At 73.1% G+C, this 24328-nt stretch carries 25 protein-coding genes and 1 riboswitch; of the genes, 8 read left to right on the forward strand and 17 right to left on the reverse strand.

What is annotated here, in order from left to right:
* Window positions 1-6 precede the first annotated feature (6 nt).
* Complete coding sequence (locus tag ACFU5G_RS09250; protein ID WP_377242933.1) at window positions 7-534, forward strand: hypothetical protein; 528 nt, start codon at window positions 7-9, stop codon at window positions 532-534.
* A gap of 13 nt (window positions 535-547) precedes the next feature.
* Here the strand turns inward: ACFU5G_RS09250 and ACFU5G_RS09255 are convergent, their stop codons facing one another.
* Window positions 548-1321, reverse strand: a complete 774-nt coding sequence (locus ACFU5G_RS09255; RefSeq protein ID WP_377242935.1) for a helix-turn-helix domain-containing protein — start codon at window positions 1319-1321, stop codon at window positions 548-550.
* A 246-nt stretch (window positions 1322-1567) separates the two neighbouring features.
* On the opposite strand from ACFU5G_RS09255, the gene ACFU5G_RS09260 reads away from it, so the two are divergent.
* Both ACFU5G_RS09260 and ACFU5G_RS09265 read left to right on the forward strand, forming a co-directional pair.
* Window positions 1568-2233, forward strand: coding sequence for a DUF4097 family beta strand repeat-containing protein (locus ACFU5G_RS09260; RefSeq protein WP_377242937.1), 666 nt, complete (start codon window positions 1568-1570; stop codon window positions 2231-2233).
* Between the two features lie 91 nt (window positions 2234-2324).
* Complete coding sequence (locus ACFU5G_RS09265) at window positions 2325-3134, forward strand: alpha/beta fold hydrolase (RefSeq protein ID WP_377242939.1); 810 nt, start codon at window positions 2325-2327, stop codon at window positions 3132-3134.
* A gap of 99 nt (window positions 3135-3233) precedes the next feature.
* Here the strand turns inward: ACFU5G_RS09265 and ACFU5G_RS09270 are convergent, their stop codons facing one another.
* The 10 genes from ACFU5G_RS09270 to ACFU5G_RS09315 all read right to left on the reverse strand — a co-directional run bounded on the left by ACFU5G_RS09270 (window position 3234) and on the right by ACFU5G_RS09315 (window position 12638).
* Window positions 3234-4340, reverse strand: coding sequence for an enolase C-terminal domain-like protein (locus tag ACFU5G_RS09270; protein ID WP_377242941.1), 1107 nt, complete (start codon window positions 4338-4340; stop codon window positions 3234-3236).
* A 9-nt stretch (window positions 4341-4349) separates the two neighbouring features.
* Window positions 4350-5111 (reverse strand): IclR family transcriptional regulator, encoded by a 762-nt coding sequence (locus ACFU5G_RS09275; RefSeq protein WP_158610440.1) that lies wholly within the window; start codon window positions 5109-5111, stop codon window positions 4350-4352.
* 24 nt (window positions 5112-5135) lie between these two features.
* The gene (locus ACFU5G_RS09280) at window positions 5136-6053 is read right to left on the reverse strand and encodes a carbohydrate ABC transporter permease (protein WP_377242943.1); all 918 of its coding nucleotides are present in this window, start codon (window positions 6051-6053) and stop codon (window positions 5136-5138) included.
* 1 nt (window position 6054) lies between these two features.
* A complete protein-coding gene (locus ACFU5G_RS09285) occupies window positions 6055-7023 on the reverse strand; it encodes a carbohydrate ABC transporter permease (protein WP_377242945.1) in 969 nt (322 codons plus the stop codon).
* Window position 7024: 1 nt separating this feature from the next.
* The gene (locus ACFU5G_RS09290; protein WP_377242947.1) at window positions 7025-8356 is read right to left on the reverse strand and encodes an ABC transporter substrate-binding protein; all 1332 of its coding nucleotides are present in this window, start codon (window positions 8354-8356) and stop codon (window positions 7025-7027) included.
* A gap of 177 nt (window positions 8357-8533) precedes the next feature.
* Complete coding sequence (locus tag ACFU5G_RS09295; RefSeq protein ID WP_377242949.1) at window positions 8534-9880, reverse strand: dipeptidase; 1347 nt, start codon at window positions 9878-9880, stop codon at window positions 8534-8536.
* 2 nt (window positions 9881-9882) lie between these two features.
* On the reverse strand, window positions 9883-10332 hold the full coding sequence (locus ACFU5G_RS09300; RefSeq protein ID WP_377242951.1) for a hypothetical protein: 450 nt from the start codon (window positions 10330-10332) through the stop codon (window positions 9883-9885).
* Entirely contained in the window at window positions 10329-11804 is a 1476-nt protein-coding gene (locus tag ACFU5G_RS09305; protein ID WP_377242953.1) for an APC family permease, read from the reverse strand. The genes ACFU5G_RS09300 and ACFU5G_RS09305 overlap by 4 nt, the downstream gene beginning before the upstream one ends.
* Before the next feature lie 61 nt (window positions 11805-11865).
* Window positions 11866-12156: an SHOCT domain-containing protein gene (locus tag ACFU5G_RS09310; RefSeq protein ID WP_377242955.1), complete on the reverse strand. Its 291-nt coding sequence runs from the start codon at window positions 12154-12156 to the stop codon at window positions 11866-11868.
* Window positions 12156-12638 carry a DUF6325 family protein gene (locus tag ACFU5G_RS09315; protein WP_377242957.1) on the reverse strand — a complete coding sequence of 161 codons (483 nt, stop codon included), beginning with the start codon at window positions 12636-12638 and terminating at the stop codon, window positions 12156-12158. The genes ACFU5G_RS09310 and ACFU5G_RS09315 overlap by 1 nt, the downstream gene beginning before the upstream one ends.
* A 148-nt stretch (window positions 12639-12786) precedes the next feature.
* Between ACFU5G_RS09315 and ACFU5G_RS09320 the strand changes: the two genes are divergently transcribed.
* Window positions 12787-13548: a hypothetical protein gene (locus ACFU5G_RS09320; RefSeq protein WP_377242959.1), complete on the forward strand. Its 762-nt coding sequence runs from the start codon at window positions 12787-12789 to the stop codon at window positions 13546-13548.
* A 7-nt stretch (window positions 13549-13555) separates the two neighbouring features.
* On the opposite strand, the gene ACFU5G_RS09325 is transcribed toward ACFU5G_RS09320, so the two are convergent.
* The gene (locus ACFU5G_RS09325) at window positions 13556-16228 is read right to left on the reverse strand and encodes a LuxR C-terminal-related transcriptional regulator (protein ID WP_377242961.1); all 2673 of its coding nucleotides are present in this window, start codon (window positions 16226-16228) and stop codon (window positions 13556-13558) included.
* 129 nt (window positions 16229-16357) lie between these two features.
* The gene (locus ACFU5G_RS09330) at window positions 16358-17749 is read right to left on the reverse strand and encodes a cryptochrome/photolyase family protein (RefSeq protein WP_377242963.1); all 1392 of its coding nucleotides are present in this window, start codon (window positions 17747-17749) and stop codon (window positions 16358-16360) included.
* A 40-nt stretch (window positions 17750-17789) separates the two neighbouring features.
* Here ACFU5G_RS09330 and ACFU5G_RS09335 point away from each other — a divergent pair, with 40 nt between their 5' ends.
* Both ACFU5G_RS09335 and ACFU5G_RS09340 read left to right on the forward strand, forming a co-directional pair.
* The gene (locus tag ACFU5G_RS09335) at window positions 17790-18278 is read left to right on the forward strand and encodes an HIT family protein (RefSeq protein ID WP_377242965.1); all 489 of its coding nucleotides are present in this window, start codon (window positions 17790-17792) and stop codon (window positions 18276-18278) included.
* A gap of 120 nt (window positions 18279-18398) precedes the next feature.
* Complete coding sequence (locus ACFU5G_RS09340; protein ID WP_377242967.1) at window positions 18399-18896, forward strand: NUDIX domain-containing protein; 498 nt, start codon at window positions 18399-18401, stop codon at window positions 18894-18896.
* Window positions 18897-18914: 18 nt separating this feature from the next.
* Here the strand turns inward: ACFU5G_RS09340 and ACFU5G_RS09345 are convergent, their stop codons facing one another.
* Window positions 18915-19784 (reverse strand): M15 family metallopeptidase, encoded by an 870-nt coding sequence (locus ACFU5G_RS09345; RefSeq protein WP_377242968.1) that lies wholly within the window; start codon window positions 19782-19784, stop codon window positions 18915-18917.
* 80 nt (window positions 19785-19864) lie between these two features.
* A riboswitch (cyclic di-AMP (ydaO/yuaA leader) is annotated at window positions 19865-20018 on the reverse strand.
* Between the two features lie 119 nt (window positions 20019-20137).
* Window positions 20138-21076, reverse strand: coding sequence for an NADP-dependent oxidoreductase (locus tag ACFU5G_RS09350; RefSeq protein WP_377242969.1), 939 nt, complete (start codon window positions 21074-21076; stop codon window positions 20138-20140).
* A 124-nt stretch (window positions 21077-21200) separates the two neighbouring features.
* On the opposite strand from ACFU5G_RS09350, the gene ACFU5G_RS09355 reads away from it, so the two are divergent.
* On the forward strand, window positions 21201-21713 hold the full coding sequence (locus tag ACFU5G_RS09355; protein WP_377242970.1) for a MarR family winged helix-turn-helix transcriptional regulator: 513 nt from the start codon (window positions 21201-21203) through the stop codon (window positions 21711-21713).
* Here ACFU5G_RS09355 and ACFU5G_RS09360 read toward each other — a convergent pair.
* A complete protein-coding gene (locus tag ACFU5G_RS09360) occupies window positions 21710-22330 on the reverse strand; it encodes a DUF402 domain-containing protein (protein WP_377242972.1) in 621 nt (206 codons plus the stop codon). The two genes, ACFU5G_RS09355 and ACFU5G_RS09360, sit on opposite strands and share 4 nt — an antisense overlap.
* A 30-nt stretch (window positions 22331-22360) precedes the next feature.
* Window positions 22361-23668 (reverse strand): phosphopyruvate hydratase, encoded by a 1308-nt coding sequence (eno, locus tag ACFU5G_RS09365; protein ID WP_377242974.1) that lies wholly within the window; start codon window positions 23666-23668, stop codon window positions 22361-22363.
* A gap of 150 nt (window positions 23669-23818) precedes the next feature.
* Between eno and ACFU5G_RS09370 the strand changes: the two genes are divergently transcribed.
* Window positions 23819-24241: a MarR family winged helix-turn-helix transcriptional regulator gene (locus tag ACFU5G_RS09370; RefSeq protein ID WP_377242976.1), complete on the forward strand. Its 423-nt coding sequence runs from the start codon at window positions 23819-23821 to the stop codon at window positions 24239-24241.
* Window positions 24242-24328: the final 87 nt, after the last annotated feature.

Here is a 24328-nt window from a genome sequence, read left to right on the forward strand (position 1 = left end):
GCTGCCGTGCGCGACGAGGAGCCGCGACCACGCCACGCCGCCGCGGTCCCCGCGCCCGGCGAGCGGGGCGAGTCGCTCAAGGAGCGGGCGGCGTACCTGTACGGGCTGGTCATCACCGGGTCCGTGCTCGCGTCAGCGCCCCCGGAGCTCGGGCTCGTCCGGGTCGCCGTCCTGCTGGGCGGCACGCTGCTGGTCTACTGGTGCGCCGAGTCCTACGCCCACCTGATCGCGGCCCGCTCCGTGGCCCGCCGCCCCCTGCACCCCGACGAGCGCCGGCACGTGCTCGGCGAGGGCCTGCCGCTCATCGCGGCGTGCACGGCGCCCGTCGTCGTGCTCCTGATCGAGGCGGTGCTGCGGGTGCCGCCGGACGTCGCCGTCGACATCGCACTCCTGGTCAACCTCGCGCTGCTGCTGCTCGTGGGCTGGCGCATGAGCACCGACGGCGGGCTCACGGGCAGCAGGCGCTGGGCCGCGACGCTGGTCGCGGGCCTGCTCGGCGTCGCGATGATCGGGCTCAAGCTGGCCCTGCACTAGCCGGCCGAGCGCGCTAGCGGTCGCGGTCCCCCACCTCGGCGTCGCCGGGTGTCGCGGCATCGGACGGCGGCGTGGCGGGCCCGGTGTGCAGCACCTCGCGCGCCTGCTCCGCGGCGCGGATCATGCTCTCGCTGATGAAGTCGAGGAACCGGGCGATGTTCTCGAGCCGCACCGCGGCGGGGGTGTCCGCCCCGAGCACGACGACACCCTCGCGGGCGGTCGCGGCGAGCTGGTCGTTGGCCCGCGCGCTGGCGATCGTCGACTGGTACCAGACGTCGTTGTCGGCCACGTACCGTTCGCGGCGGCCGCCCTCGGCGCGCTCCCGGCGCACGAGGCCCTGGCCCTCCAGGAAGGTGATGGCCTTGGAGACCGACGCCGGGCTGACCTGGAGGCGCTGGACCAGGTGCGCGGCGGTGACACTGCCGTCGTCGGTGGTGAAGATGCAGGTCAGCACCCGGGCCGTCATCTTGGACAAGCCCGAGGCCATGAGCACGCCGATGAGCGACTCCTCGAAGTCGGCCACGGCCGCGGCGTCGCGCCCGTGGGCCTGCGGGGCAGGCTGGGCGTCCCGGGGCGCGGCCTGCCGGCTGCGGTGGGCCCGGCGCTCCGTGGCGCGGTGCGCGACCTCGGCGCGGTAGCCGGTAGGGCCGCCGTTGCGCAGCACCTCGCGCGTGACCGTGGAGGTCGGGCGGTCCAGCCGCCGGGCGATCTCGGCGTAGGACAGGTCGTCGGCGAGGCCCAGCGCGATCTGCTGGCGCTCCTGCCTGGTGAGTCGGCCTCCCGGCATGACGGTCTCCTCGGGTTCTCTCTCGATGCGGTACCTGCCTGCCCACCATAGCGTTCACCTCCCACTCATTGCAATGCAACACGGTGTTGCGTTGCTTTACTTTCACAACCGTTGCAACAGTTTTGTGGTTCTGACCTGCATAAACGTGATTCCAACGCAACAAGTATGTTGCCTTGTTCTGGAAAGCAACGTAGCGTTTGCGATGTCAGAAACACAGGGAAGCCACCAGCACAGGAGCCGATCACCATGCAGAACTTCGCCACCCCCGCCCCGATCTCCGCCGTCGTCGAGATCCCCGCCGGCCGGGTCCAGGTCATCGCCGCCGACCGCGCCGACACCACCGTCGAGGTCCGGCCCACCAACCCCGCCAAGAACCGTGACGTCCAGACCGCCGAGCAGACCACCGTCACCTTCGCCGACGGCGTGCTGCAGATCCGCACCGCCGAGCCGCACAACAAGCTCGTCGGCCACGCGGGTTCGGTGGAGGTCACCGTCCAGCTCCCCGCCGGGTCGGGTCTCGAGGGCAAGTCCGACGCCGCTGAGCTGCGCGCCGTCGGCCGCCTGGGCGACGTCGTCTTCGACGGGGCGTACCAGCAGATCAAGGTCGACGAGGCGGCGACGCTCCGCCTCACCGCGATCGACGGCGACGTCGAGGTGGGCCGGCTCACCGGTCCCGCGGAGATCACCACCGCCCGCGGTGACATCCGCATCGCCGAGGCCGCGAGCGGCTCGGTCGTGCTCAGCACCCAGTCCGGTGACATCACGGTCGCCGCGAGCGCCGGCGTCTCGGCCACCCTCGACGCCGGTACGACCCTCGGCCGCGTCAGCAACACCCTCAAGAACGACGGCGCCGCCGTGCTCGACATCCGCGCGACGACCACCCACGGCGACATCTCGGCTCGCAGCCTCTGAGCCGACCGGTCCGGGCCGCGAGGCCCGGACCAGGCACGACCCCGCACCGACCAGCACCACTTCCCGCACCACGAACCGACAGGTGGAGAACATGACGAACCACAGCGCTTCCTCGACCAGCACCGCGTGGTCCGGCCTGGTGCCGGTCGACGACACGACGCTGGCCGTGACCGACACGGGCGGCACCGGCATCCCGGTCGTCTACCTCAACGGCCAGTTCGCCACGCAGGGCTACTGGCGCAAGACCCTCGCCGAGCTCGGCGGCGGGTGGCGGCACATCACCTTCGACGAGCGGGCCCGCGGCAAGAAGTCCGGCACCTCGGCCGACTACTCCTTCGAGGCCGCCGTCCGTGACGTGGACGCCGTCCTCGCGGCGCGCGGCGTGGAGCGGGCCCTGCTGGTCGGCTGGTCCTACGGGGCGGTCGTCGCCGCCCACTGGGCGCACCGCAACCCGGAGCGCACCCTGGGTGCGGTCCTGGTCGACGGCGCCTTCCCGCACGACTGGCTGGACGACGCGATGGAGGTCCGGATCCGCAAGCTGTTCCGCCGGATGAGCTGGTTCACGGTCCCGCTACGGATCACGGGCATCACCCCGCGGATGTCCGCGGCGCAGCAGGCCGAGAGCAACATCGAGCTCGGCCGGCTGTCCCGCGCGAGCTCCCTGGGCCCCGTGCTCGACGAGCTCACCGTGCCGGTGCGGTACGTCGTGGCCTCGGGCACCTCGCTCGGCAGCAAGGGCGACGAGCAGGAGGAGATCCGGGCGAGCCTCCAGGCGACGACCGAGAGCAACCCGAACATCAGGATCAGCGCCAAGGTGGCCAGCAACCACGGCGCCATCCTGAACAAGGACTTCCGCGCCATCGCGGACGCCGTCCGGGAGGTCGCGGCGCCGGCCCGCTGAACCGCCGGACGACGCACGAGGGCCGGGACACCGCGCGAGCGGTGCCCCGGCCCTCGTCCCGTGTGCGATGCCGGACCAGATGCCGGATCAGACGCCGGGTCAGCCGATCGGCCGCAGGTGCGCGTCCTCGGGCACCGGGATGCCGAAGCCCGGGGCGTCGCCCAGCCGCAGCACGCCGTCGACCGGGCCGAGCAGGCCCGGGTCGACGCCGGCCACGGTGCCGGGCACGCCCTCGACGATCTCGATGTTGCCGAGCCCGGCGGCCAGGTGCGCGGCGTACCGGGTCTTCAGCGGCCGGCCCCAGGCGTGCGGGGAGCCGTGCACGCCGTCCGCCACGAGCTCGGGCATCAGGCGGCGCCAGGCGGTGAGGCCGTACGACATGACGTCCATGAGCAGCACGTCGATCGACCCGGCGGCGGCGACCGGCCGCAGCGCGGCGACGTCGGGCGAGGTCTCGCCCTCGGCGATCCGGGTGTCCGGCGAGTGCGCGTCGAGCCAGGAGCGGAGCGCCTTGAGGTCGTCGGCGTCGTCGAGGAACGGCTCCTCGACCCAGTACAGGCCGACGTCGGCGACGGCCTCCAGGTAGGTGATGAACCCGTCGCGGTCGTAGCCGTCGTTGGCGTCCACCAGGATGCGGGCGTCGGGGAACGCGTCCCGGACGGCGCGGGTCACCTCGATGTCGCGGGCGTCGCCGGCCGCCCGCGGCAGCCACTTGTTGCCGCGGCCGATCTTGAGCTTGAAGTCGCGGAAGCCCAGGGCGGCGTCGGCCCGGCACTCCTCGATCAGCACGCCCACGCCGCGCGGCGCGTCGTCCGGGTCGAGGTCGTCGAAGTAGACGGCGCCGTCGTAGACGGCGACGTCGGGCGAGCCGTGCCCGCCGAGCAGCGCGTGCACCGGCGCGTCGAGCACCACGCCGAGGAGGTCGTGCAGGGCGATGTCGAGCCAGTGGTCCGCGTCGTCGCGGATGCCGGTGGCGGGGTCGATCAGCTCGGAGAGCAGGCGGCCCTCGACCCGGCTCACGTCGCCGGGGCGCCCCTCGAACAGTCCCCAGCCGGTCCGGCCGTCCTCGGTGACCAGCACCGCGACGTCGGAGTCGGGGCCGGAGCCGTGGCTGCCGAGCCGGGCGTTGCGGCCCACGGTCCGGGGGTAGCGGGTCTCCAGCGAGGCGAGCCGGACGGAGCTGATGCGGGGGTCTGCGGAGGGCATGGGATCCAATCAGGGCAGGTCGGGTGGGGGTGCCGCGCCGAGCGCGACGGACAGGCGGGCGGCGGTGCGGCGCACCGCCGTCACGATGGCGGGCTGGGCCGCGACGATGCGGTCGCGCGGGCCGGCCACGCTGATCGCCGCGACGGGCAGCTCGCCCGCACCGCGGATCGGCGCGGCCACGCAACGCACGCCGGGCTCGCGCTCGGCGTCGTCGAGGGCCCAGCCGAGCTCGCGGATGCGGGCGAGCTCGGCGTGCAGCGCGGGCGGGGTGGTGAAGGTGGTGTCGGTGTAACCCGTGAGCGGGATTCGGCCGACGACCGCCTCCGCCTCGGCGGCGGGCAGCGCCGACAGGTAGGCCTTGCCCAGGCCCGACGCGTGCAGCGGGGCGCGGCTGCCGAGCTTGGAGACCACCTTGACCACCTGCGGCCCCTCCTCCTGCATCACGTAGCACATCTGGTCGTCGTCGAAGATGGCGATGAACGCCGTCTCCTCCGTCTCGGCGACGAGCTCCCGCAGGTGCTCGGGCCCGACTGCGTGGATGTCGAGGCCGTCCAGCGCCTGCAGGCCGAGCCGCATGACGACGGGGCCGAGGCGCAGCTCGGTCTCGCCCACCACGTAGCCGCGCTCCCGCAGCGTGCCGACGATGCGGTAGGCGGCGCTGCGGCTGAGGTCGAGGTCGGTGGCCAGGCGCTGAACGGTCGCGCCCGGCGTCGCGGCGAGCCGTTCGATGATGTCCAGGCCGCGTGCGAGGGTGCCGGTGGAGTCATTCACGCTGCCATTCTCCACGGGGCCGCCTCATCCCTTGAGACCCGAACGGGCCACGCCGGCGATCACGAAGCGCTGCACGAACGCGAACAGGATCAGCACCGGGATGCTCGCGATCGCCGCGCCGGCCATCACCGCCGGGTAGTCGGTGGCGTAGGCCCCGCGCAGGGTCGCCAGCCCCGCGGGGAGCGTGAGCTGATCCGGGTTGAACAGCACGTACAGCGGCCAGAGGAAGTCGTTCCAGCTACCCAGGAACGACAGGAGCCCGAGCGTCGCGAGCGGTGCCCGGGACAGGGGCAGCACCACGCGGACGAAGATCTGCCAGCGGTTGGCGCCGTCGAGCAGCGCCGCCTCCTCCAGCTCGGCCGGGATGCTCTGGAAGAACTGGACCAGGAAGAACACGCCGAACGCGCTCGCGGCGCCCGGGATGACCAGCGCCCAGATGGTGTCGAGCCAGCCCAGCCCGTCGACGATCAGGTAGTTCGGCATGAGGAAGACGAACCCCGGCACGAACAGGGTGCCGATGATCAGGGCGAACACGATGCGCCGCCCGGGGAACCGCATCCGGGCCAGCGGGTAGGCGGCCGCCGAGGCGGTGGCCAGCACCAGCACCGTGTGCAGCACGCCCACGAGCACCGAGTTGCCGAGCCAGCGCAGCAGCGGGGCCTGCGCGTCGGCGAACAGCTTGGTGTAGCCCTCCATGGTCGGGGTGGGCGGGATCCACGCGGGCGGCAGCGCGGTGGCGTCGCCCGTGGTCTTGAACGACGTCGAGAGCATCCACAGCAGCGGGGCCAGGATGATCACCGACAGGATCAGCAGCGCCGCGTACAGCAGCAGGGTGCCGACGACGCCGCGGCCGGTCGCCTCGTCGCGCCGGGCTCTGGCTACGGGCCGCCGCGGGGCCGCGGGCGGGGTGGTGCTGCCGGGGGGAACGACGGTGGTCGCCACGTCAGCTCTCCTTCTGTCGCAGGAAGAGGAAGTTCAGGGCGCTCACGACGATCAGCAGCAGCGCGAGCAGGTAGCTCATGGCGGCGGCCAGGCCCATGCGGAACTGCTCCAGGCCCACCTCGGCGATGAACATGATGGCCGTGCGCGTCTCGTTGGACGGGTTGCCCGCCGTGAGCAGGTAGGACTGGCCGAACATGTTGGCCGAGGCCAGCACGGTCATGGTCAGCACGAAGAGGAGCACGGGGCGCAGCTGCGGGATCGTCACGTGCACGAACTGCTGCCAGCGGTTGGCGCCGTCCACCTTGGCGGCGTCGTACAGCGCGTCGTCCACGTTCTGCAGGCCCGCGAGGTAGACCACGGAGTTGAAGCCCATGGTCCACCAGACCGTGACGCCCACCAGGGAGACCCAGACCCAGGGGGTCGCCGTCAGCCACGGCACCGCCTCGGTCACGCCGAGCTCGGCGAGGTACCCGTTGATCAGGCCCGTGTTGCCGTTCAGCAGGTACTGCCACAGCAGGCCGATCACGCTGACACCCAGCACGTACGGCGCGAAGAACACGGCGCGGAAGAAGGTACGCCCGCGGAACCGCTGGTTGAGCAGGAGCGCCAGGCCCAGCGGGATCGCCATGAGCAGCGGCACCGAGAGCACCACGAACAGCCCCGTGGCCCGCATGCTCTCCCAGAACTGCTGCGCCACCAGGGCGTCCGGCGTGAACAGGTCGATGTAGTTCTGCAGGCCCACGAACGGCCGGTCGGGCAGGAAGAAGTCCCAGTTGTGCAGGCTCATCCAGAGCCCGGACACGGCCGGGACCAGCACGAACGTGCCGAAGATCAGCAGGAACGGCGCCAGGAACAGGTACGGCGTCCACAGCCGGGGCCGGTGCGGCGGGCCCGGGCTGCGGCGGGCCGGCTCGGTGGGGCGCCGCGCGACGTCGTCGGCGGGGCGGCCCGGCAGGGTGGTGGCGGTCATCTCAGGCCCTCCCGTACTTCTCGGCGTTCTCCTGCAGCAGGAAGGACGCCTGCGTCGTCGCGGTCTCCAGCGCCGCGCCCGGGTCACCGAGCGAGAGCAGGGCGTCCCCGATCGCGGGGTACAGGATGGTCGTCTGCACCTCGGCGATGCCCGGCACCAGCGGGTAGAAGCGGATGTGCTCCACGCCCTCGGCCACGTGTGACTGCGCTGTCAGCTCAGCCAGCTCGGGCGAGTCGAGGATCGGCAGCCGCGCGGGGACAGGCCCAGCGGTGGCCCAGCCGATCGAGTTGGCCAGGATCCAGCCCAGGAACGTCACGACGGCGGCCAGCCGGTCGGCGTCGAACCGCGGCTGGCGGGCGACGACGAACTGGTGCGAGCCCGAGAACGCGGCGCGGCGCTCGCCGATCTGCGGCAGCGGGGCCACGTCCCAGTCGAGGCCGTCGACCGAGCCGAGGTCGTTGATCAGCGCCCCGGGCCCGCCCCACAGGAAGGCGTTCTGGTCGTTCTTGAACGCCGTCGAGGCGTCCGAGCCGCTGACGTTCCGCGGGCTCCAGCCCTCGCGGATCAGGGTCTGCTGCCAGGTCAGCGCATCGACCCCGGCCCGGCTGCCGAACGTGGCGGCGGTGCCGGCGTCGTCGTAGTGCTCGCCCCCGAACTGCCAGAGCAGGGAGTCGAACCCGCGCCCCACGCCCTGCGGGTCGACGGCGGGCAGCCAGTGGCCGCTGATCCCGGCCGAGGCCAGCGCGTCGAGCGCGTGCTCGTAGGCGGCCCGGTCCGTCGGCGGCGCGTCCGGGTCCAGCCCGGCCTGCTCCAGCACCCGGCGGTTGTAGAACAGCGAGTCGGGCCACATGTCCAGCGGCAGCGACCAGCGCTGGTCCCGGTAGACGCCGGAGCCCCAGACCACGGGGAGGTAGTCCGCCTCGGCGAGCCCCACGGTGTCGAGGATCTCGTCGACCGGCATGATCACCCGGCGCGCGGCGTTGGTCGCCACCTGGAAGTTGTGCATGAGCGCGAAGTCGGGCGCCAGGCCGCTCGTGACCGCCGCTGGGAACTTCTGGTAGAAGTCGCCCCACGGCAGGGCGTACATGTCGATGCCGATGTTCGGGTGCTCCCGCGTGAACTCCTCGATCAGCGTCCGCATGACCGGGCCGTCGCCGCCCGTCAGCCCGTTCCAGAACTTCAGCGTGACCGGCGGCCCGTCGTAGGCCGCGGGTACCCGCGGCATCCGCGCCGTGCCGATCGTCGGCGCGCAGCCGGCGACGGCCGCCGCGACGCCGGCGAGGCCGGCCGCACCGATCGCCCGCAGGACCGTGCGGCGCGTGAGCGTACTCATCTCCACGTCTTCACCTCGTTGTGTGCTGTCCCACTGATCGGGACGGCTGTGTCGATGAACGGGACACTAGCGAAGGCGGTGGAGTGCGCGCAAGAGTCCGCGCCAAGAATGTGTGTGCGCATGCTTTCGAGATCGAAAGCATGCGCACACACATTCCGGGTGCGGACCTTCTGCCGGTCAGCGGGCGGCAGAGTCCGCGTAGAGCTGGAGGAAGCGGGCCGTGGCGAGCGCCATCGACTCGATCTCACGGGGGTCCACGCTCTCGTTGGGGGCGTGGATGGCCGCGAGCGGCTCCTCGACGCCGACCAGGATGATCTCGGCCCCGGGGTAGGTGTCGGCGAAGACGTTGCACAGCGGGATCGACCCGCCCTGGCCGAGCTTGGCCATCGGCCGGCCGTAGGCCTCCTCGAGGGCGGTGCCGAGCGCGTGGAACGCGGGCCCGTCGACCCCGGCGAGGAACGGCTCGCCCTCCGCCTCGACCGTGATCTGGACGGCGACGCCCCACGGGGCCGCGGCCCGCAGGTGGCTCTCGAGCGCCGCCCGGGCCTTGTCCGCCGTGGTGCCGGGCGGGATCCGGAGGTTCAGCCGGGCGGACGCGCGGGGCGTGATCGCGGAGGCAGAGCCCACCACCGGCGGGCAGTCGATGCCCAGGATCGTCAGCGCCGGCCGCGCCCAGAGCTGGTCCGCGACGCTGCCGTCACCGAGCAGGGAGACGCCCTCCAGCACGGTCGCGTCCCAGCGGAACCGGTCGGCCGGGTAGGGCTCGCCGGGCCAGGTCCCGTGGTGGTCGAGCCCGGCGACCGTGGTGTCCCCCTCGCTGTCGCGCAGGGTGCCGAGCACCGCGACGAGCGCGGCCAGCGCGTCGGGCGCGGCGCCGCCGAACATGCCGGAATGGACCTCCGCGCCGAGCGCCTGGAGCGTCAGCACCACGTTGACCATCCCGCGCAGGCTGACGGTCGCCGCGGGGTGCCCGACGGCGGCGTTGCCCGTGTCGCACACCAGCACGGCGTCGGCACGCAGCAGGTCGGCGTGCCCGGGCACGAACGCCTCCAGGCCGCCGGTGCCCTGCTCCTCGGAGCCCTCGACGACGAGCTTGAGGTTCACCGGCACCTCGCCCAGGGCACGGAGCGCGGCCAGCAGCATGACGATGTTGCCCTTGCAGTCGGCGCTGCCGCGGCCGTACCAGCGCCCGTCGGCCTCGGTGAGCTCGAAGGGCGGCGTCCGCCAGGCCGACTCGTCCAGCGGCGGCTGCACGTCGTAGTGGGCGTAGAGCAGCACCGTCGGCCCGGCCGGGTCGGGGCCGGGCCGGGAACCGACGACGGCCATGCTGCCGTCCGCCGTCCGCTCCAGGTGGGCGTCGCCGAAGCCGACCTCGGCGAACCTGTCGAGCACCCAGCGCGCGGCGCGCTCGCACTCCTGCGGCGGGAACTGCCGGGGGTCCGCGACGGACCGGATGGCGACCAGCTCGGCGAGCTCGTCGCGGACGCGCGGCATCTGGTCGCCGACCCTGCTCCGGAGGTCCATGGTCAGGCTCCCGCCACGTCGTCGGTCTGGAGGCTGTCCACGTACTGCTGGAACTCCTCGAGCTCGTCGGGGCAGTAGATCTGGATGATCAGCAGCTGCCCGTGCAGGATCTTGCGGTCCGAGATCACCGGCCGCGACCCGGGTCCCGACGCCCCGTTGGCGAGCTGCGCCTGCAGCGTCGCCCGGGTCAGGGGGTCGTTCGGGTCGGCGCAGGTCGCCCCGCCGTCGTCCCCGAGCACCCGGACGATCTGGTCCTTCGACGGCGTGACCGTGGCGCCGGCGGCGTCGAGCGCCTGGATCAGCTCGTCGGCCTTGGCCTCGGCGTCGCGGCTGCGGTCCGCCGCGCGGAAGAAGATCAGTCCCAGGACCAGGAGCGCGGCGATCACGACGCCGAACACGACGTAGAGGATCGCGCGCTCACGCCCGGACTGGGTCTCGTCGGGGGTGCTCATTCCGGACTCATCTCCTCGGTCGCGTCGGCCTGCTTCCACGAGGGCTTGCGCGCCCGGTAGAAGAGGTACGGGACGAGCAGCCCGAGCCCCAGCGCTCCGACGACGACGATCACGACGTACACGAACGGGTTGCCCCCGCCGAACTGGGACGGCGGTACGAACCCGACGAGCAGGGCCGCGAGCGACGCCCCGAAGCCGATACCGCAGAGCGACTTGAGCATGGGGCTGCGGAACCCGCGCGGATGGTCGGGGTACTTGCGGCGCAGCCCGATGGCCGCGACGAACATGAGCAGGTACATGATCAGGTACACCTGCGTCGTGATCACGGAGAAGATCCAGTAGGCGCTGGAGACGTTGGGGATCAGCGCGTACATCAGGCCGATCGCCGTGGTGACGATGCCCTGGACCACCAGGATGTTCTGCTGCACGCCGTTCTTGTTGAGCCGCTGCAGGAACGGTGGCAGGTAGCCCTCCTGCCGGGAGATCAGCAGCAGGCCCTTGGACGGGCCGGCCAGCCAGGTGAGCATGCCGCCGAGGGACGCCGTCACGAGCATGATCCCGACGATCGGTGTGAGCCACTGGGTCCCGAAGTTGGCGAAGACCGCGTCGAAGGCCTGCATGACGCCCGCGGTGAGCGACAGCTGGTCGGCGGGCACCACCCAGCTGATCGCGAGGGCCGGGAGGATGAAGATCAGCAGCACCAGCGTCATCGCCAGGAACATCGACTTGGGGAACTCCTTGGCCGGGTTCCGCAGCGACGACACGTGCACCGCGTTCATCTCCATGCCCGAGTAGGACAGGAAGTTGTTCACGATCAGCACGAGGCTGGACAGCCCCGCCCACGCGGGCAGCAGGTTGTCCGCCGTCATCGGCGCGGCCGACTCGTTGCCCTGGCCGAGGAACACCATGCCGAGCACCACGAGCACCACGCCGGGGATCAGCGTGCCGATGATCAGGCCGCCGCTGGCCAGCCCCGCGACACCCTTGGTGCCGCGCGACGAGACCCACACGCCGCTCCAGTAGACGACGATGATGACGCACGCCGTCCAGACGCCGCTGCTCGCGAGCGACGGGTTGAACACGTAGGCCAGCGTGCTCGCGACGAACCCCAGCAGGCTGGGGTAGTAGAAGATCGTCATCGCGAACTGGCACCACACCGCCAGGAACCCCATCGGTTTGGAGATGCCGCGCGCCACCCAGTTGTACACGCCGCCCTTCCAGCCCGACGCGAGCTCGGCCGAGACGAGCGACGTCGGCAGCAGGAAGACCACCGCGGGCACCAGGTACAGGAAGACGCACGCCAGCCCGTAGACCGCCATGGTCGGGGCGGCGCGCAGGCTCGCCACCGAGCTCGTGGTCATCATCGCGAGCGCGACCCACGAGATCCACGCCGTGGCCGGCACCTTCTTGCGGGCGACGGCCTCGGCCGCGGGTTCGGCCGCGGGTTCGTTCGGAACGTCCATGGAGCTCATGAGCTGCCTCCGGTCCTAGCGGTACGCGTGAGCCCGCGGACGGCGCCGCCGGCGGAACACCTCAGCCGGCCAGGAGCCTGGCCTTCTGCGCGCTGAACTCGGCGTCGGTCAGGACGCCCTCGTCCCGCAGCTTGCCGAGCCGTTCGAGCTGGGCGATCACGTCCTCCGAGCCGGACGCCGCGGGCTGCTGCGGCGGCGGCGCCGCGTAGACCTGCTGCGGGGCCTGCTGCTGCTGCGGGTAGCTCTCCTGCGCCGCCCAGCGGTTCGCCTGCCGCCGCGAGACCCGGTTGGACACCGCCGTCGCGGTGCCGGCCACGACCGCGGTGCGCGCCATGCCTCCGATGAGTCCCATCAGACTTCCCCTTCCCGGGTCTGCGCCGGCGTCGTGCTCGGCGAGGTCTGCTCCGCCTCCAGGGCGTCCAGCGCCGCGGCGACGTCCTCGACCGGGATCCGGCCGCTGGCGATCACCTCCGCGCCCGCGGCGCGCATGGCCGACACGAACGGGCCGGCCCAGGTGTTCTCGTAGACGATCAGGCCGACCGCGTTGCCGGGGGCGATCAGCTCCACGCCCTGGCTCAGGTCGTCGTCGTCCAGCAGGCCGGAGCCCACGCCCTCGAACACCGCGAGGTCCAGCTCGCCGTCGTGGTCGAGGTCGCGCAGCTCGACGGCGACGACGTCGCCCTCCTCGGTCCGGCGCGCGACCCGCAGGTCGAGGATCCGGATGATCCCGCGTTCGACCAGGTCCAGCAGGGCCGCCAGGCCCCGGCCGTTCAGCCTGCTCTCCGGGAACTCCAGCGCAAGGTAGTCGATGGGTCCGACGTCCAGCTCGGTCATCTCCGGGCCTCCTGTGGTGGCGGGCGGGTACAACGCTTCCGCCACGACACTGGCACCACCCCGGGTGGTCACGGCCCACCCGGACCGGGGTGGACCTGCGCCACCCGGGTGCGCGCCATGATCACGGGACAGACCCCCGGAGGCCCTCATGTCCGCCATCCCCACCTACGACGCCGACCAGCTCGCCGGCATGCTCGCGCTCCTGCCCGACGTCGACTCGGTCGAGCTCAAGCTCACCGTCCCCGACGACTTCCAGCGCTCCGTCGTACGGGTGCTCGGCATCGACCCGCTCGACGCCGTCGTGCGCCAGGTCGCGTTCGTCGACACCCACGACCTGCGGCTCTCGGACGCCGGCGTGGTGCTGCGCGCCCGGCGCACCCAGCGCAAGCCGGGCGACCTGACCGTCAAGCTCCGGCCCGCCGCACCGCACGACGTCCCCGAGGGCTACCGCGGCCACGCCGGCTTCAAGGTCGAGGTGGACGCCTCGCCGGCCGGCTACACCTGCTCGTGCTCGCTCACCGTCCAGGCGCCCGACCGCAAGGTGCGCAGGATGATGACCGGCGCCCGCGGCATCCACGGCATGCTCGACGACGACCAGCGGGCCCTGCTGCGCGAGCGCATGCCCGAGGACGTCTCGCCCGACGACCTCGTGGTGCTCGGCCCGATCAACCTGATCAAGTGCCGGTTCCGCGCCAAGGGCTACCCGCGGCGCATGGTCGCCGAGCTGTGGGCCATGCCCGACGGCAAGCGGATCCTGGAGCTGTCCACGAAGGCGCCGCCCGAGGACGCGTTCCAGGCCGCCGCCGAGACCAAGGCCATCCTCGCGGGCAAGGGCCTCGACCTGAGCGCCTCGCAGGAGACCAAGACCAAGGCGGCGCTCGCCGCGCTGACGGCGCCCGGGGCGGGGTGAGGCGCGCTCAGCGCCGCCAGGCCCCCGCGGGCTGACCGCGCCGGTGCCGGTTCATCAGCGCCCGGGCGAGGTCGGCCGCCTCGGCGCGGGACCCGCAGCCCAGCTTCCGGTAGATCACCTTGAGATGGAACTTGAGGGTGTTCACCGAGATGAACAGCTCGTCGGCGATCTCCCGCAGGCTCAGCCGGCTCGGCAGCATCCGCAGGATGCCGAGCTGCCGGTCGGTCAGGGCCTCGACGAGCTCGACCACGGCGGTCCCGGGCGGGGAGGCGCCCGACAGCGGCACCCGGCGGAGCCGGTCCAGCCAGGGCTGCGGCACCCGCCAGGCCAGCCGCTCGATCGACTCGACGACGCCGGTGCCCTCCGAGGCGAGGGTCTGCACCAGGCCGTGCGCGGCGCCGAGCCGCACCGCCCGCGTGAGGGCCGCCTCGGCCTCGTCCACGTCCCGGGTGGTGCGGCTGAGCAGCAGGTCGAGGAGCACGTGGTGACGCACGCACCGGGGCGCGGCCGCGCGCAGCGCCGTGTCCGCCGCCCCGACGTCGCCGGTGGCGATGAGCACGCGCGCGGTCTCGACCCCGCCCCAGAACGGGTCGTCCACCTCGGCGGCCCAGCGCCGGGCCTGGTCCGGCCGGTCCTCGGCCAGGGCCAGCAGCGTGCCCGTGCGGGCCAGCAGCGTGCGGCTGCCGGGGCCCGGGAGCTGGGTGTCCACCATCTCGGTGGCGTCGCCGAACGCCCGCTCGGCCGCGGCCGCGTCCCCCGAGTCGACGGCGGCCCGCGTCAGCTCCAGGCACGCCAGCAGCCGGCAGTGCGGCACCGGGTCGCACGCCGTCTCGACCAGGTGCGTCAGCACGGGCAGCGCCGCCGACTGCTCGCCGATCTCGCGGTTGGCCAGCGCCTCGGCGACCATCAGCTCGGTGCGCGCCGTCGTCAGGCTGGCCGCCTCCGAGACCTGCCGCGTGCCGTAGACCAGGCGCAGCGCCTCGACCGGGCGGCCGGCGAGGGCGGCGCCCAGGGCCCGGGTGGCCTCGAACGCGATCCGCCGCTCGGGCGCGGTGCTGAGGGTGCGGGCCACCTGGCGCACCTCGGGTGCGGCGTCGTCCCACCGCTCGGTGAGGGCGATCTCGCGGGCCAGCAGGTTCCAGCCGAACCGGCACAGCGGGTCGGCCTGCCACCCGTCCCCGATCGCCGCCAGCGACCACCGGGCCGAGCGGGCCCCGGCCGTCCAGTCGCCCGAGACCGCCGCCGACGCCGCGCGCAGCATCTCCAGCCGCGCGAGCAGCCACGGCTCCAGCCCGCCGTCCTTGTCCGCCTGGGCCACGACGGCGTGCACGGTCTGCACGAACGCGCTCCGGTCGGCGAAGAGCTGGCACCACGCGAGGTCGATCGCCGCGGCCGTGTCGGACGCCGCGGCGCCGGCCGGGATCTCGGCGAGCATGCGCCGCACCGTGGCCTCGCGGCCGCTGTCGTAGAGCTGCGGCACGCACGAGGCGAGCAGTCGCAGCGCCTCGCGCCCCTGCTCGGCACGCAGCAGGTGCTCGAGGGCGGCCACCGGCTGCCCGGCGTCCTCGAACCAGCGCGCCGCGCGCTGGTGCAGCTCGGCCAGGCGCTCGGGGTCGCGGCGCCGCAGCTCGACCAGGAGCGCGTCCCGGACCAGGGCGTGCGTCTCGTAGGCCCCCGACGGCTCGATGCGGGCGGCGAACAGCCCCCGCTCCTCGGCCCGCTCCAGCAGCCGGGGCGCGTCGAACCGGCCCGCGAGCGCCCGCGCGAGGTCGGGTTCGACCCGGTCCACGACGGACACGGCGATCAGCACGTCGACGACGTCGGCGGGCTCGCCGCTCAGCACCTCGTGCCAGACGTAGTCGCCGAGGTAGCGACCGACGTCGTCCTGCCGGGGCGCGTCGGCGGACGCCCGGGCGTCGGCGGCGCGGGCCGCCAGGGCGGCGAGCTGGATGCTGGCGGCCCAGCCGCCCGCGTGCCGGGCGGCCTTGGCGACGCGGTTCGGCGGCAGCGTCGGCGCGAGCCGGGCGAGCATCTCGGTCGCCTCGTCGAACGAGAACCGCAGCTCGGGGAACCGCACCTCGCCGAGCATGCCCCGGGCGCGCAGCCGGTCCACGGGCAGGTGCGGGGCGTGCCGGCTGACCAGGACCACGCGCAGCCACCGCGGCAGGTGCTGCACGAACATCGTCAGCGCCCCGGAGGCCACCGCCTCGTCGACCACCTCCAGGTCGTCGATCACCAGCACGCGCGGGCCGTAGCTGCGCGACTCCAGGTCGTCGAGCAGGGTCCCGACGGCGTCGACCAGCGCGTGCCGGCGGCGGACCAGGTCGGCCGCGGGCTCGGCGCAGCCGGGGGCGATCCCGTCGAGCGCGGCGAGGATGCTCAGCCAGAGCTGGGCAGGGTCGCGGTCCGACTCGTCCACGGACAGCCAGGCGTGCGGCAGGTCGGTCCAGCCCACCCAGTCCCGCAGGAGGGAGGTCTTGCCCGAGCCGGCCGGCGCGACCACGAGCGTGAGCGGCGACTCGACGGCGGTGTCGAGCAGCTCGATGAGCCGGGGCCGGCGCACGATGTGCTCGGGGTTGACCGCAGGCCGCAGCTTGGCCTGGTAGACCGTCGCCAGGGGTGGGGTGCCGGGTGCCGCTTCCGGGTCCTTCAGCACGCCCGAGCCGGTTGAGTGCGTCATCGCTGCTCCACGAGGTGTGCTCTTTTCAGCAGGGTATCCCCGGGCAGCGCGCCACGCCCCGCGACGGCGGAGGGTTCCCGCGATGCGGATTCTGAGGCCCGATCGGCGCGGATCTCGCCGGGCGCCCCGTCAGGAAGCCGCGCGCTTGGCCTCCCGGACGGCCTCGTAGCGGTCCAGGGCGACGGTCCGTTCGTCCTTGTGGTCGACGACGGGCTCGGGGTACCCGGCCGGCACGCCGCCCGGCAGCTTCCAGGGCTGGTGGGCGGCCTTGCCGGGCACGTCCGCGAGCTCGGGCACGTACTTGCGCACGTACGCGCCGTCGGGGTCGAACCGCTCGCCCTGCAGCACCGGGTTGAACACCCGGAAGTACGGGGCGGCGTCGGTGCCGCTGCCCGCCACCCACTGCCAGCCGTGCTGGTTGGAGGCGAGGTCGCCGTCGACCAGCCGGCCCATGAAGTGCCGGGCGCCCCACCACCACGGCAGGTGCAGGTCCTTGACCAGGAACGACGCCGTGATCATCCGCACGCGGTTGTGCATCCAGCCCTCGGCCAGGAGCTGGCGCATGCCGGCGTCGACGATGGGGTAGCCGGTGCGGCCCTCGCGCCACGCGTCGAACAGCCGGTCGGCCTCCGGGCCGCTGTCGGTGGCCAGCGCGTCGAACGCGCGGTCGTAGTTGCGGCGGGCGGAGTCGGGGCGCTGGTCGAGCACGTCGGCGTAGAAGTCGCGCCAGGCGAGCTCGTTGCGGAACGACTGGGCGCCGTCCGACCGCTTGGCCGCGATGTCGGCGAGCAGGCTGCGCGGGTGCACGCAGCCGTACTTGAGGTACACCGACATGCGGGAGGTGCCGGGCCGGTCGGGCCGGTCCCGGCCGTCCGCGTACTCCTGCAGGTGCTCGTCGACGAACTCGTCCCAGCGCCGGTGCGCGGCGGCCTCGCCCGGTTCGGGCAGGTCGGCGTCGACGGCGGGCTGGTCGGGGATCTTCGTGGCCCGGACGTCGACCGTCGCCGGGTCGATCCAGTCCAGGTAGCCGGCGTCGGTGTCCGCCGGGGCGCGCCAGCCGTGGTCGGCCCAGGCGCGGCTGAACGGCGTGAACACGCGGTAGCGGCCGCCCTCCCCGGACAGCACCCGCCCGGGCGCGACGGCGTAGGGCGAGCCGGTGCGCACCAGCTCGCGGTCCGCCTCCGCGAGCGCCTGCTCGACGTCGTTGTCCCGGGCCTGGCCGTAGGGCCCGAAGTCGGCGGCGACGTGCACGGTCCCCGCCCCGATCTGCTCGGCGACCCGGGGCACGACCTCGACCGGGTCGCCCTTGACGACCAGGAGCCGGCCGCCCAGGCTCTCGTCCAGGTCGCGCAGGCATCCGTACAGGAACCACAGGCGCGCGTCCCCGGCCGGCCCGAGCAGGCGCGGGTCGAGCACGAACAGGGCGAGCGCGGGGGTGCCCCGGCCTGCGGCGAGGAAGGTCGGCTGGTCGGCGACGCGCAGGTCGCGCCGGAACCAGATCAGCGACGGGGCTGTGGTCATGCCGCCCACCGTACGGGGGTGCGGCCGGGCTCGCGCCCGGGTGAGATCATCCACGTCTCGATCCCTGCGACGGCCCGGGAGGCACCCCCTGCACAACCACGAACCCGCCGGCTACGACTGCCCGTTCTGCGACTTCACCGCCGAGCGCGAGGCCGAGGTGGTCTACCGCGACGACCGGGTCTTCGCGACGATCGCGCCCCGCTGGTGGCCGCGGAACCCCGGCCACGTGCTGATCGTCCCGGTGGCCCACCACGAGAACCTCTACGACCTGCCCGCAGCGGACGGTCACGCGGTCTTCGACGCGACCCGGCTGCTCGCCCGGGCGATGCGCACCGCCTACGACTGCGCGGGCGTATCGACCCGGCAGCACAACGAGCCCGCCGGCAACCAGGACGTCTGGCACTTCCACCAGCACCTCTTCCCGCGCTACCCCGGCGACGACCTCTACGGCACCCTCCCGGAACCGGACTGGCTCCCGGTCGAGCGGCGCCGGGCCTACGCCGAGCGGCTGCGGGACGCGCTCGGCTGAGGCGGGATGTCTTGGGCCGCCGGGTGATCGGCAGAATGTCAGGTGGTCGGCAGCCCGGACTGCCGACCACCTGACGTCCTACCGATCACCTGTGAGGAGTGTGGTCCGTAGGCTGGGCCGATGCCCGTCTCGCCCTACATCCTCGGCCTCCGCCGGCACATCGGCACCGACCTCCTGTGGCTCCCCGGCGTGACCGCCGTGGTGCGGGACGACGACGGCCGTGTGCTGCTCGGCCAGCGTTCCGACAACGGCCGCTGGGCGCTGGTGAGCGGCATCCTCGAACCCGGCGAGGAGCCCGGCCCGGGGATCGCCCGCGAGGTGCTGGAGGAGACCGGGGTGGAGATCCAGGTCGAGGCCCTGGCGGCGATCACCGTCACCGAGCGCGCCGCCTACCCGAACGGCGACGAGGCCCAGTACCTGGACCTGTGCTTCGCCTGCCGCCCGGTCTCGGCCGAGGCCGCGGCCGGGGCACGGGTGAACGACGACGAGTCGCTCGCCGTCGGCTGGTTCGCACCCGACGAGCTGCCCGAGGGGCTGCATCGCGACACGGTGCGGCGGCTGGAGCTCACGCTCGCGTACCTGGCCGACCCGAGCACGGGGCCGCACTTCGCGCGATGAGCGGCGTGGCGCCGCGCGTCAGCCCTGCCCCTTCTGCGCCACGGCGGCGGTGAACTCCCAGTGCCACGGCTCGTACGGGCCGACGCCGCCCGACTGCGCCCAGCCCGGGTTGTCCCAGCCGAACTCCGGGGCGTTGGCCTTGAGCCAGTCCCAGCGGTCGCCGGCGTAGCCGTCGGCGCAGATGTCGATCGCGAGGCCCCAGCCGTGGTTGGAGGTGCCCGGGGTCGCCGTCAGCGTGGGCTTGTTGGCCTTGGCGGTCACCTGCTGCGCGTAGCTGCGGTAGCCGTCGGTGATGCAGATCGCCTCGCCGAACCGCTCGGTGTACGCCTGGTTCAGGCGCGCCAGGGCCACGGCCGCGTCCGCGCGGATGGCGGGGTACCCGTCCCACAGGTCGCACAGCTCGCCGGCCGGCACCTGGCCGTTCGTGCCCGCGCCCGTGGCCACGCCGTCGCAGCCGGGCAGCACCGGCGGGGCGTCGACCTCCACCGCGGAAGCCTCCTCGGCCGGGAGCACCGCGTCCCGGGGAACGGTCACGCCGGCGGACGACCCGAGCGCCGAGCGCTCCTGGCTGCGCGACGCGCCGCTCTGCCGGTCGGCCAGCGCGGCCGCTGCCGCGCCCTGCCCGGCCTGCCCGTCGGCCGCCGCGGCGGCGTCGCCCCCGAGAGCGATCTCGCCCGTGGTCGGCGCCCCGAAGGAGACGGCGGTGAACGACGTCGTCGAGGCCAGCGCGAGGCCGACACCGATCTTCAGGGGCAGCCGGCCCAGGACCGAGGGGCGCGGGTGCCGCACCGGAGCGGCGGCGTGCCGGCCCTTGCTGTGGCGCCCGCCGGCCCGTCGTGCCGACCGCCCCGTGGGCTCCGGCAGGGACCGCTCGCGCCCGTGCCTCATCGCGTTCCCCGAGACCGGGTGCGGTACGACAGGACTGGCTGACCGGGGACGCGTGCGCGCCCGGGGAACGTCGATGGCATGGAGCATCTCCCGGCGCCTGCGAGGTTAGCTGTCGGGTTCGGGTCGGAGACTGACCCGGCCGGCGGCCGAAACCGCACGGCTCCACCCCGAGGACACCTAGGTGTCCAAAAGTGGGTCCCCCGTCCCTGTCATGTGGTTCGTCGGTACCCCCGGCGGTGACAGGGCTCGGCGCCCGCCAGGACGTCCCGCGGTGCTGCGGGCCGCAATGAATGTACCCCGCCCTGGCAAAGATGTCACGAAATAGTAACGAAGGCCGGACGTGGGCGGACCGGTCAGACGGCGGGCGGGACGACCACGACCTTGCCGTGGACCCGCCCCGCGTCGGCCTGCTCGTGGATCGCGGGCAGCTCGCTCAGCGGCACGCGCCGGGCGATCTCGACGTGCAGCTCGCCGCTGTCGACCAGGGCGACCAGACCCGAGAGCACGTCGGCGTCGGGGTGGACGAAGATCGTCGCCGCGCGCACGCCCCGCTTCTCGTCGCCGGGCGTCGGCACGGTCGGCGTCGTGGAGACGACGACGCCGCCGTCGCGGACCCGGGCCGCCAGGGCGGTGAACCCGTCAGGGGTGATCGGGGCCAGGTTGAGCAGCACGTCGACGGGCTCGGTCACCGCGTCGAGCACCGGGCCGGCCGTGTGGTCGATGATCTCGTCCGCACCGGCCGCCCTGACGATCTCCGCGCTGCGCGGGCTCGCCGTCGCGATGACGTACGCGCCGGCGCGCCTGGCCAGCTGCACGGCGTAGCCACCCACCGGACCGCCGGCGCCGTTGATCAGCACGCGCTGACCGGCCTGGAGCTCGCCGGCCTCGAACAGCGCCTGCGAGGCGGTGAGCCCCACCGACGGCAGCCCGGCGGCGTCGGCCAGCGGGATGCGCGTCGGGGCCGCGACCAGGGCTTCCGCCGGCGCGACGACGTACTGGGCCGCCGAACCGTCGGCCGCCATCGGGAGGAACCCGACGACGTCCTGCCCCACGGCGAGGCCGTCCACTCCGTCGCCGAGCGCGTCGACCGTGCCGGAGACGTCGTAGCCCGGGACGTGCGGCAGCGTGATCGGGATCGGCAGGAAGCCGCCGCGCATGCCGCCGTCGGCCGGGCTGAACGCCGAACCGGCGACCCGGACGAGTACCTCGCCGGCGCCGGGAACCGGCTGGTCGGCGTCCTCGTAGCGCAGAACCTTGGCGTCGCCCGTCTCGTGGAACCGAACTGCCTTCATGATGCCGTTCCCTTCGGTCATGTACTTCGGATTCGAAGCAACTGCTGAGCACGCTAGCACTGCTTCAAATTGGAAGCAAGTACTTCGAGTTGGAAGCATCCGACACGCTGGCTAGGCTGGAGGCGTGACCTCGACACCACCGCCCCTGGACGCGACGCAGCTGGGCGCGTACTTCGCACTGATCGAGGCGAGCAGCCTGCTGAAGCACTCCGTCGAGCAGCAGCTACGGGACGCCGGGGACCTCAGCTACGTGCAGTTCCAGCTCCTGGCGACCCTCGGGGACGCCCCGACGGGCAGCCGGCGGATGACCGACCTGGCCGACGGCGTCGTCTACAGCCGTAGCGGGCTGACCTACCAGGCGCAGACGCTGGAGAAGCGGGGCCTCGTGACCCGCTCGCAGTCCTCGGACGACGAGCGCGGCGTCACCGTCACCATCACCGACGAGGGGCGCACCGTGCTCGCGGAGGTCTTCCCGGGCCACGTCGGCCTGCTCGACGACCTGCTGTTCGCCCCGCTGTCCCGCGTCGACGTCGAGACGCTCGCCGACATCCTCGGCCGCGCGCGGGACCACATGCGACAGACGCCGCCGCGGTCGGCGGGGGCGCGACGGCGCAAGAAGGCCGACACGGGAAGCTAGCCCGACCAGCTCCGGCGAGTCCCGGGAGCGACCGACGGCACCTCGCTCAACGGCGTCCGCTCGACCGGTAGCGGCTCGGGCGCCGTCGCCACCGGCGCGGACGGGATGCCGTCGAGGAGGTCGTGCAGACGCCCCGTCCGGATCCAGCTCAGGAGCCGGGCGAGGCCGCTCTCCGCAGCCCGCACCTCTGCCGCCGAGATCAGGCCCGCGGACGCCGCCTGCGCGAACTCGTCCTCGTCGACGACCCGGTGGTCGCCGTCCAGGGAGACGAGCACGTCGAGGAAGAGATCCACCGCCGAGACGTCCCCGCCGACCCGGACCATCGGGGTCGAGATGTCGCAGTTGAGCGCGAACGGCGCCCCGTCCGGCGGTCGCGTCTCGATCAGGTTGCCCGACAGGTCATACGTCGCGTTGATCTTGAACCACTCGACCGAGAAGGCGAGGTGCCGAAGAACGAGCTGTTCGCCGGCACCCTCGCCCCACGCGGGTTCCCTGCTCTGGCGCACGTACATGTCCGCGTCGTTCACGAGGACGCCGGGGTCGGGCACGCGATAGCACCGGACGTGGTCCTCGTCGGGATGGAAGTCGAGATCTCGGATGGTCGGTGCTCGGCGCATGACCGCTAGTTGTACCGCCCTGGTGCGTGGTCAGGCTCGCGCGAGCGCCGAACGCCCGGCGAATCGCGCCGACTCCCCCAGCTCCTCCTCGATCCGGATGAGCTGGTTGTACTTCGCCGTGCGGTCCGACCGCGACAGCGAGCCGGTCTTGATCTGGCCGCAGCCGGTCGCCACCGCCAGGTCGGCGATGGTCGTGTCCTCGGTCTCGCCCGACCGGTGCGACATGACGACAGTCCAGCCGGCCTCGTGCGCCGTGGTCACCGTCGCCAGCGCCTCGGTCAGCGTGCCGATCTGGTTCACCTTGACCAGCACCGAGTTGGCGACGTCGGTCCGGATGCCCTCGCGCACGAGCGTCTCGTTCGTGCAGAAGACGTCGTCGCCGGTGAGCTGGCAGCGGTCCCCGACACGGGCCGTGAGCGCGCGCCAGCCGTCCAGGTCGTCCTCGGCCATGGGGTCCTCGATCGAGACCACCGGGTAGGCGTCGATGAGCCCGGCCAGGTAGTCGGCGTGCTCGGCGGGCGTGCGGCGCACACCCTCGCCCGCGTAGTCGTACACCCCGTCGCGGAAGAACTCCGACGACGCCGGGTCCATGACCAGTCCGACGTCGACGCCGGGCCGGTAGCCGGTGCGCTCGATCGCGGCCACCACGAAGTCGAGCGCCTCCTCGGCGGTCCGCAGCGCGGGCGCGAACCCGCCCTCGTCGCCGACGCCCGTGGAGTGGCCGGCCGCCAGCAGGTCGCGGCGCAGGGTGTGGAAGACCTCGCTGCCCATGCGGACCGCCTCGGCGAAGGTGTCCGCGCCGAGGGGCGCGATCATGAACTCCTGGAAGTCCAGCGGGTTGTCGGCGTGGGCGCCGCCGTTGACGATGTTCATCATCGGCAGCGGGAGCAGGTGTGCGGCGTCCCCGCCGAGGTAGCGGTAGAGGGGCTGGCCGTGGGCCGCCGCGGCGGCCTTGGCGGTGGCCAGCGAGACACCGAGGATCGCATTGGCGCCGAGCCGGGACTTCGTGGCCGTGCCGTCGAGCTCGATCAGGGCGGCGTCGAGGCCGGCCTGGTCGGCCGCGTCCCGGCCCCGTACCGCCGCGGCGATCTCGCCGTTGACGTGGCCGACGGCGCGGTCCACGCCCTTCCCGTGCCAGCGCGCGGGGTCGCCGTCGCGCAGCTCCAGGGCTTCCCGGGCGCCGGTCGAGGCGCCCGAGGGGACCATCGCGCGCCCCAGGGATCCATCCGTCAGCACGACGTCGACCTCGACCGTCGGGTTGCCCCGGCTGTCGAGGACCCGACGGGCTCGCACCGTCTCGATCGCGGCGCTGACGGTTCCGGCTGCTGTTGCGGACATGGGAGTCCTTCCCGTTGTCGTGTGCCGGGCACGGCTGCGACGACGCTGGCGCTGAGCCCGACAGCGCCAAACCATACAGCAAGACTGTGCAGTTTAGGTGTGCAGGTTAGGTGCACAGTTCTCCTGGGGACCGGAAAGGTAAACTGACCTGTGCCCACCCCGGAGTCAGCCGCCACCGCCGCCGAGCTGCGTACCGCGATGGGCAAGCTCACCCGGCGCGTCAAGCACGAGGACCGCATCCCGCTCGGCCAGATCGCGGTGCTCGGCGCCCTCGACCGCGACGGCGCCATGACCACCAGCGACCTCGCCGCCGACCAGCGCGTGCGCCCGCAGTCGATGGCCCGGGTCGTGGGCCTGCTGATGGAGCAGGACCTGATCACCCGCCGGGCGCACCCGACGGACGGCCGCAAGTCGCTGGCCGAGCTGACGGACGCCGGCCGCGCCGCGCTCGAGGCAGAACGGGGCCGCAGGGCGGGCTGGCTCGCGCAGGCCATCGAGGCCGAGCTCACGGACGAGGAGCAGGCGGTGCTGGCGCGGAGCGCGGCTCTGCTGGAACGGCTCGCTTCCCACTAGGCGGCCGGCCCGGATGAACGTCATGTGAAGGTATGAATCCGGGCGGTTCGGAATGCCATCCGAACAGCGGATGCCTCCGAACGCCCA

Source organism: Promicromonospora sp. NPDC057488, from assembly GCF_042802395.1.
Taxonomy (GTDB): Bacteria; Actinomycetota; Actinomycetes; order Actinomycetales; family Cellulomonadaceae; genus Promicromonospora.

Bases quoted from the DNA above. Each gene is read 5' to 3' on its own strand.
- ACFU5G_RS09255 (WP_377242935.1), bottom strand. From the start codon at position 1,321: ATGCCGGGAGGCCGACTCACCAGGCAGGAGCGCCAGCAGATCGCGCTG.
- ACFU5G_RS09260 (WP_377242937.1), top strand. From the start codon at position 1,568: ATGCAGAACTTCGCCACCCCCGCCCCGATCTCCGCCGTCGTCGAGATC.
- ACFU5G_RS09265 (WP_377242939.1), top strand. From the start codon at position 2,325: ATGACGAACCACAGCGCTTCCTCGACCAGCACCGCGTGGTCCGGCCTG.
- ACFU5G_RS09270 (WP_377242941.1), bottom strand. From the start codon at position 4,340: ATGCCCTCCGCAGACCCCCGCATCAGCTCCGTCCGGCTCGCCTCGCTG.
- ACFU5G_RS09285 (WP_377242945.1), bottom strand. From the start codon at position 7,023: ATGACCGCCACCACCCTGCCGGGCCGCCCCGCCGACGACGTCGCGCGG.
- ACFU5G_RS09290 (WP_377242947.1), bottom strand. From the start codon at position 8,356: ATGAGTACGCTCACGCGCCGCACGGTCCTGCGGGCGATCGGTGCGGCC.
- ACFU5G_RS09295 (WP_377242949.1), bottom strand. From the start codon at position 9,880: ATGGACCTCCGGAGCAGGGTCGGCGACCAGATGCCGCGCGTCCGCGAC.
- ACFU5G_RS09300 (WP_377242951.1), bottom strand. From the start codon at position 10,332: ATGAGCACCCCCGACGAGACCCAGTCCGGGCGTGAGCGCGCGATCCTC.
- ACFU5G_RS09305 (WP_377242953.1), bottom strand. From the start codon at position 11,804: ATGAGCTCCATGGACGTTCCGAACGAACCCGCGGCCGAACCCGCGGCC.
- ACFU5G_RS09310 (WP_377242955.1), bottom strand. From the start codon at position 12,156: ATGGGACTCATCGGAGGCATGGCGCGCACCGCGGTCGTGGCCGGCACC.
- ACFU5G_RS09315 (WP_377242957.1), bottom strand. From the start codon at position 12,638: ATGACCGAGCTGGACGTCGGACCCATCGACTACCTTGCGCTGGAGTTC.
- ACFU5G_RS09320 (WP_377242959.1), top strand. From the start codon at position 12,787: ATGTCCGCCATCCCCACCTACGACGCCGACCAGCTCGCCGGCATGCTC.
- ACFU5G_RS09325 (WP_377242961.1), bottom strand. From the start codon at position 16,228: ATGACGCACTCAACCGGCTCGGGCGTGCTGAAGGACCCGGAAGCGGCA.
- ACFU5G_RS09330 (WP_377242963.1), bottom strand. From the start codon at position 17,749: ATGACCACAGCCCCGTCGCTGATCTGGTTCCGGCGCGACCTGCGCGTC.
- ACFU5G_RS09340 (WP_377242967.1), top strand. From the start codon at position 18,399: ATGCCCGTCTCGCCCTACATCCTCGGCCTCCGCCGGCACATCGGCACC.
- ACFU5G_RS09345 (WP_377242968.1), bottom strand. From the start codon at position 19,784: ATGAGGCACGGGCGCGAGCGGTCCCTGCCGGAGCCCACGGGGCGGTCG.
- ACFU5G_RS09350 (WP_377242969.1), bottom strand. From the start codon at position 21,076: ATGAAGGCAGTTCGGTTCCACGAGACGGGCGACGCCAAGGTTCTGCGC.
- ACFU5G_RS09360 (WP_377242972.1), bottom strand. From the start codon at position 22,330: ATGCGCCGAGCACCGACCATCCGAGATCTCGACTTCCATCCCGACGAG.
- eno (WP_377242974.1), bottom strand. From the start codon at position 23,668: ATGTCCGCAACAGCAGCCGGAACCGTCAGCGCCGCGATCGAGACGGTG.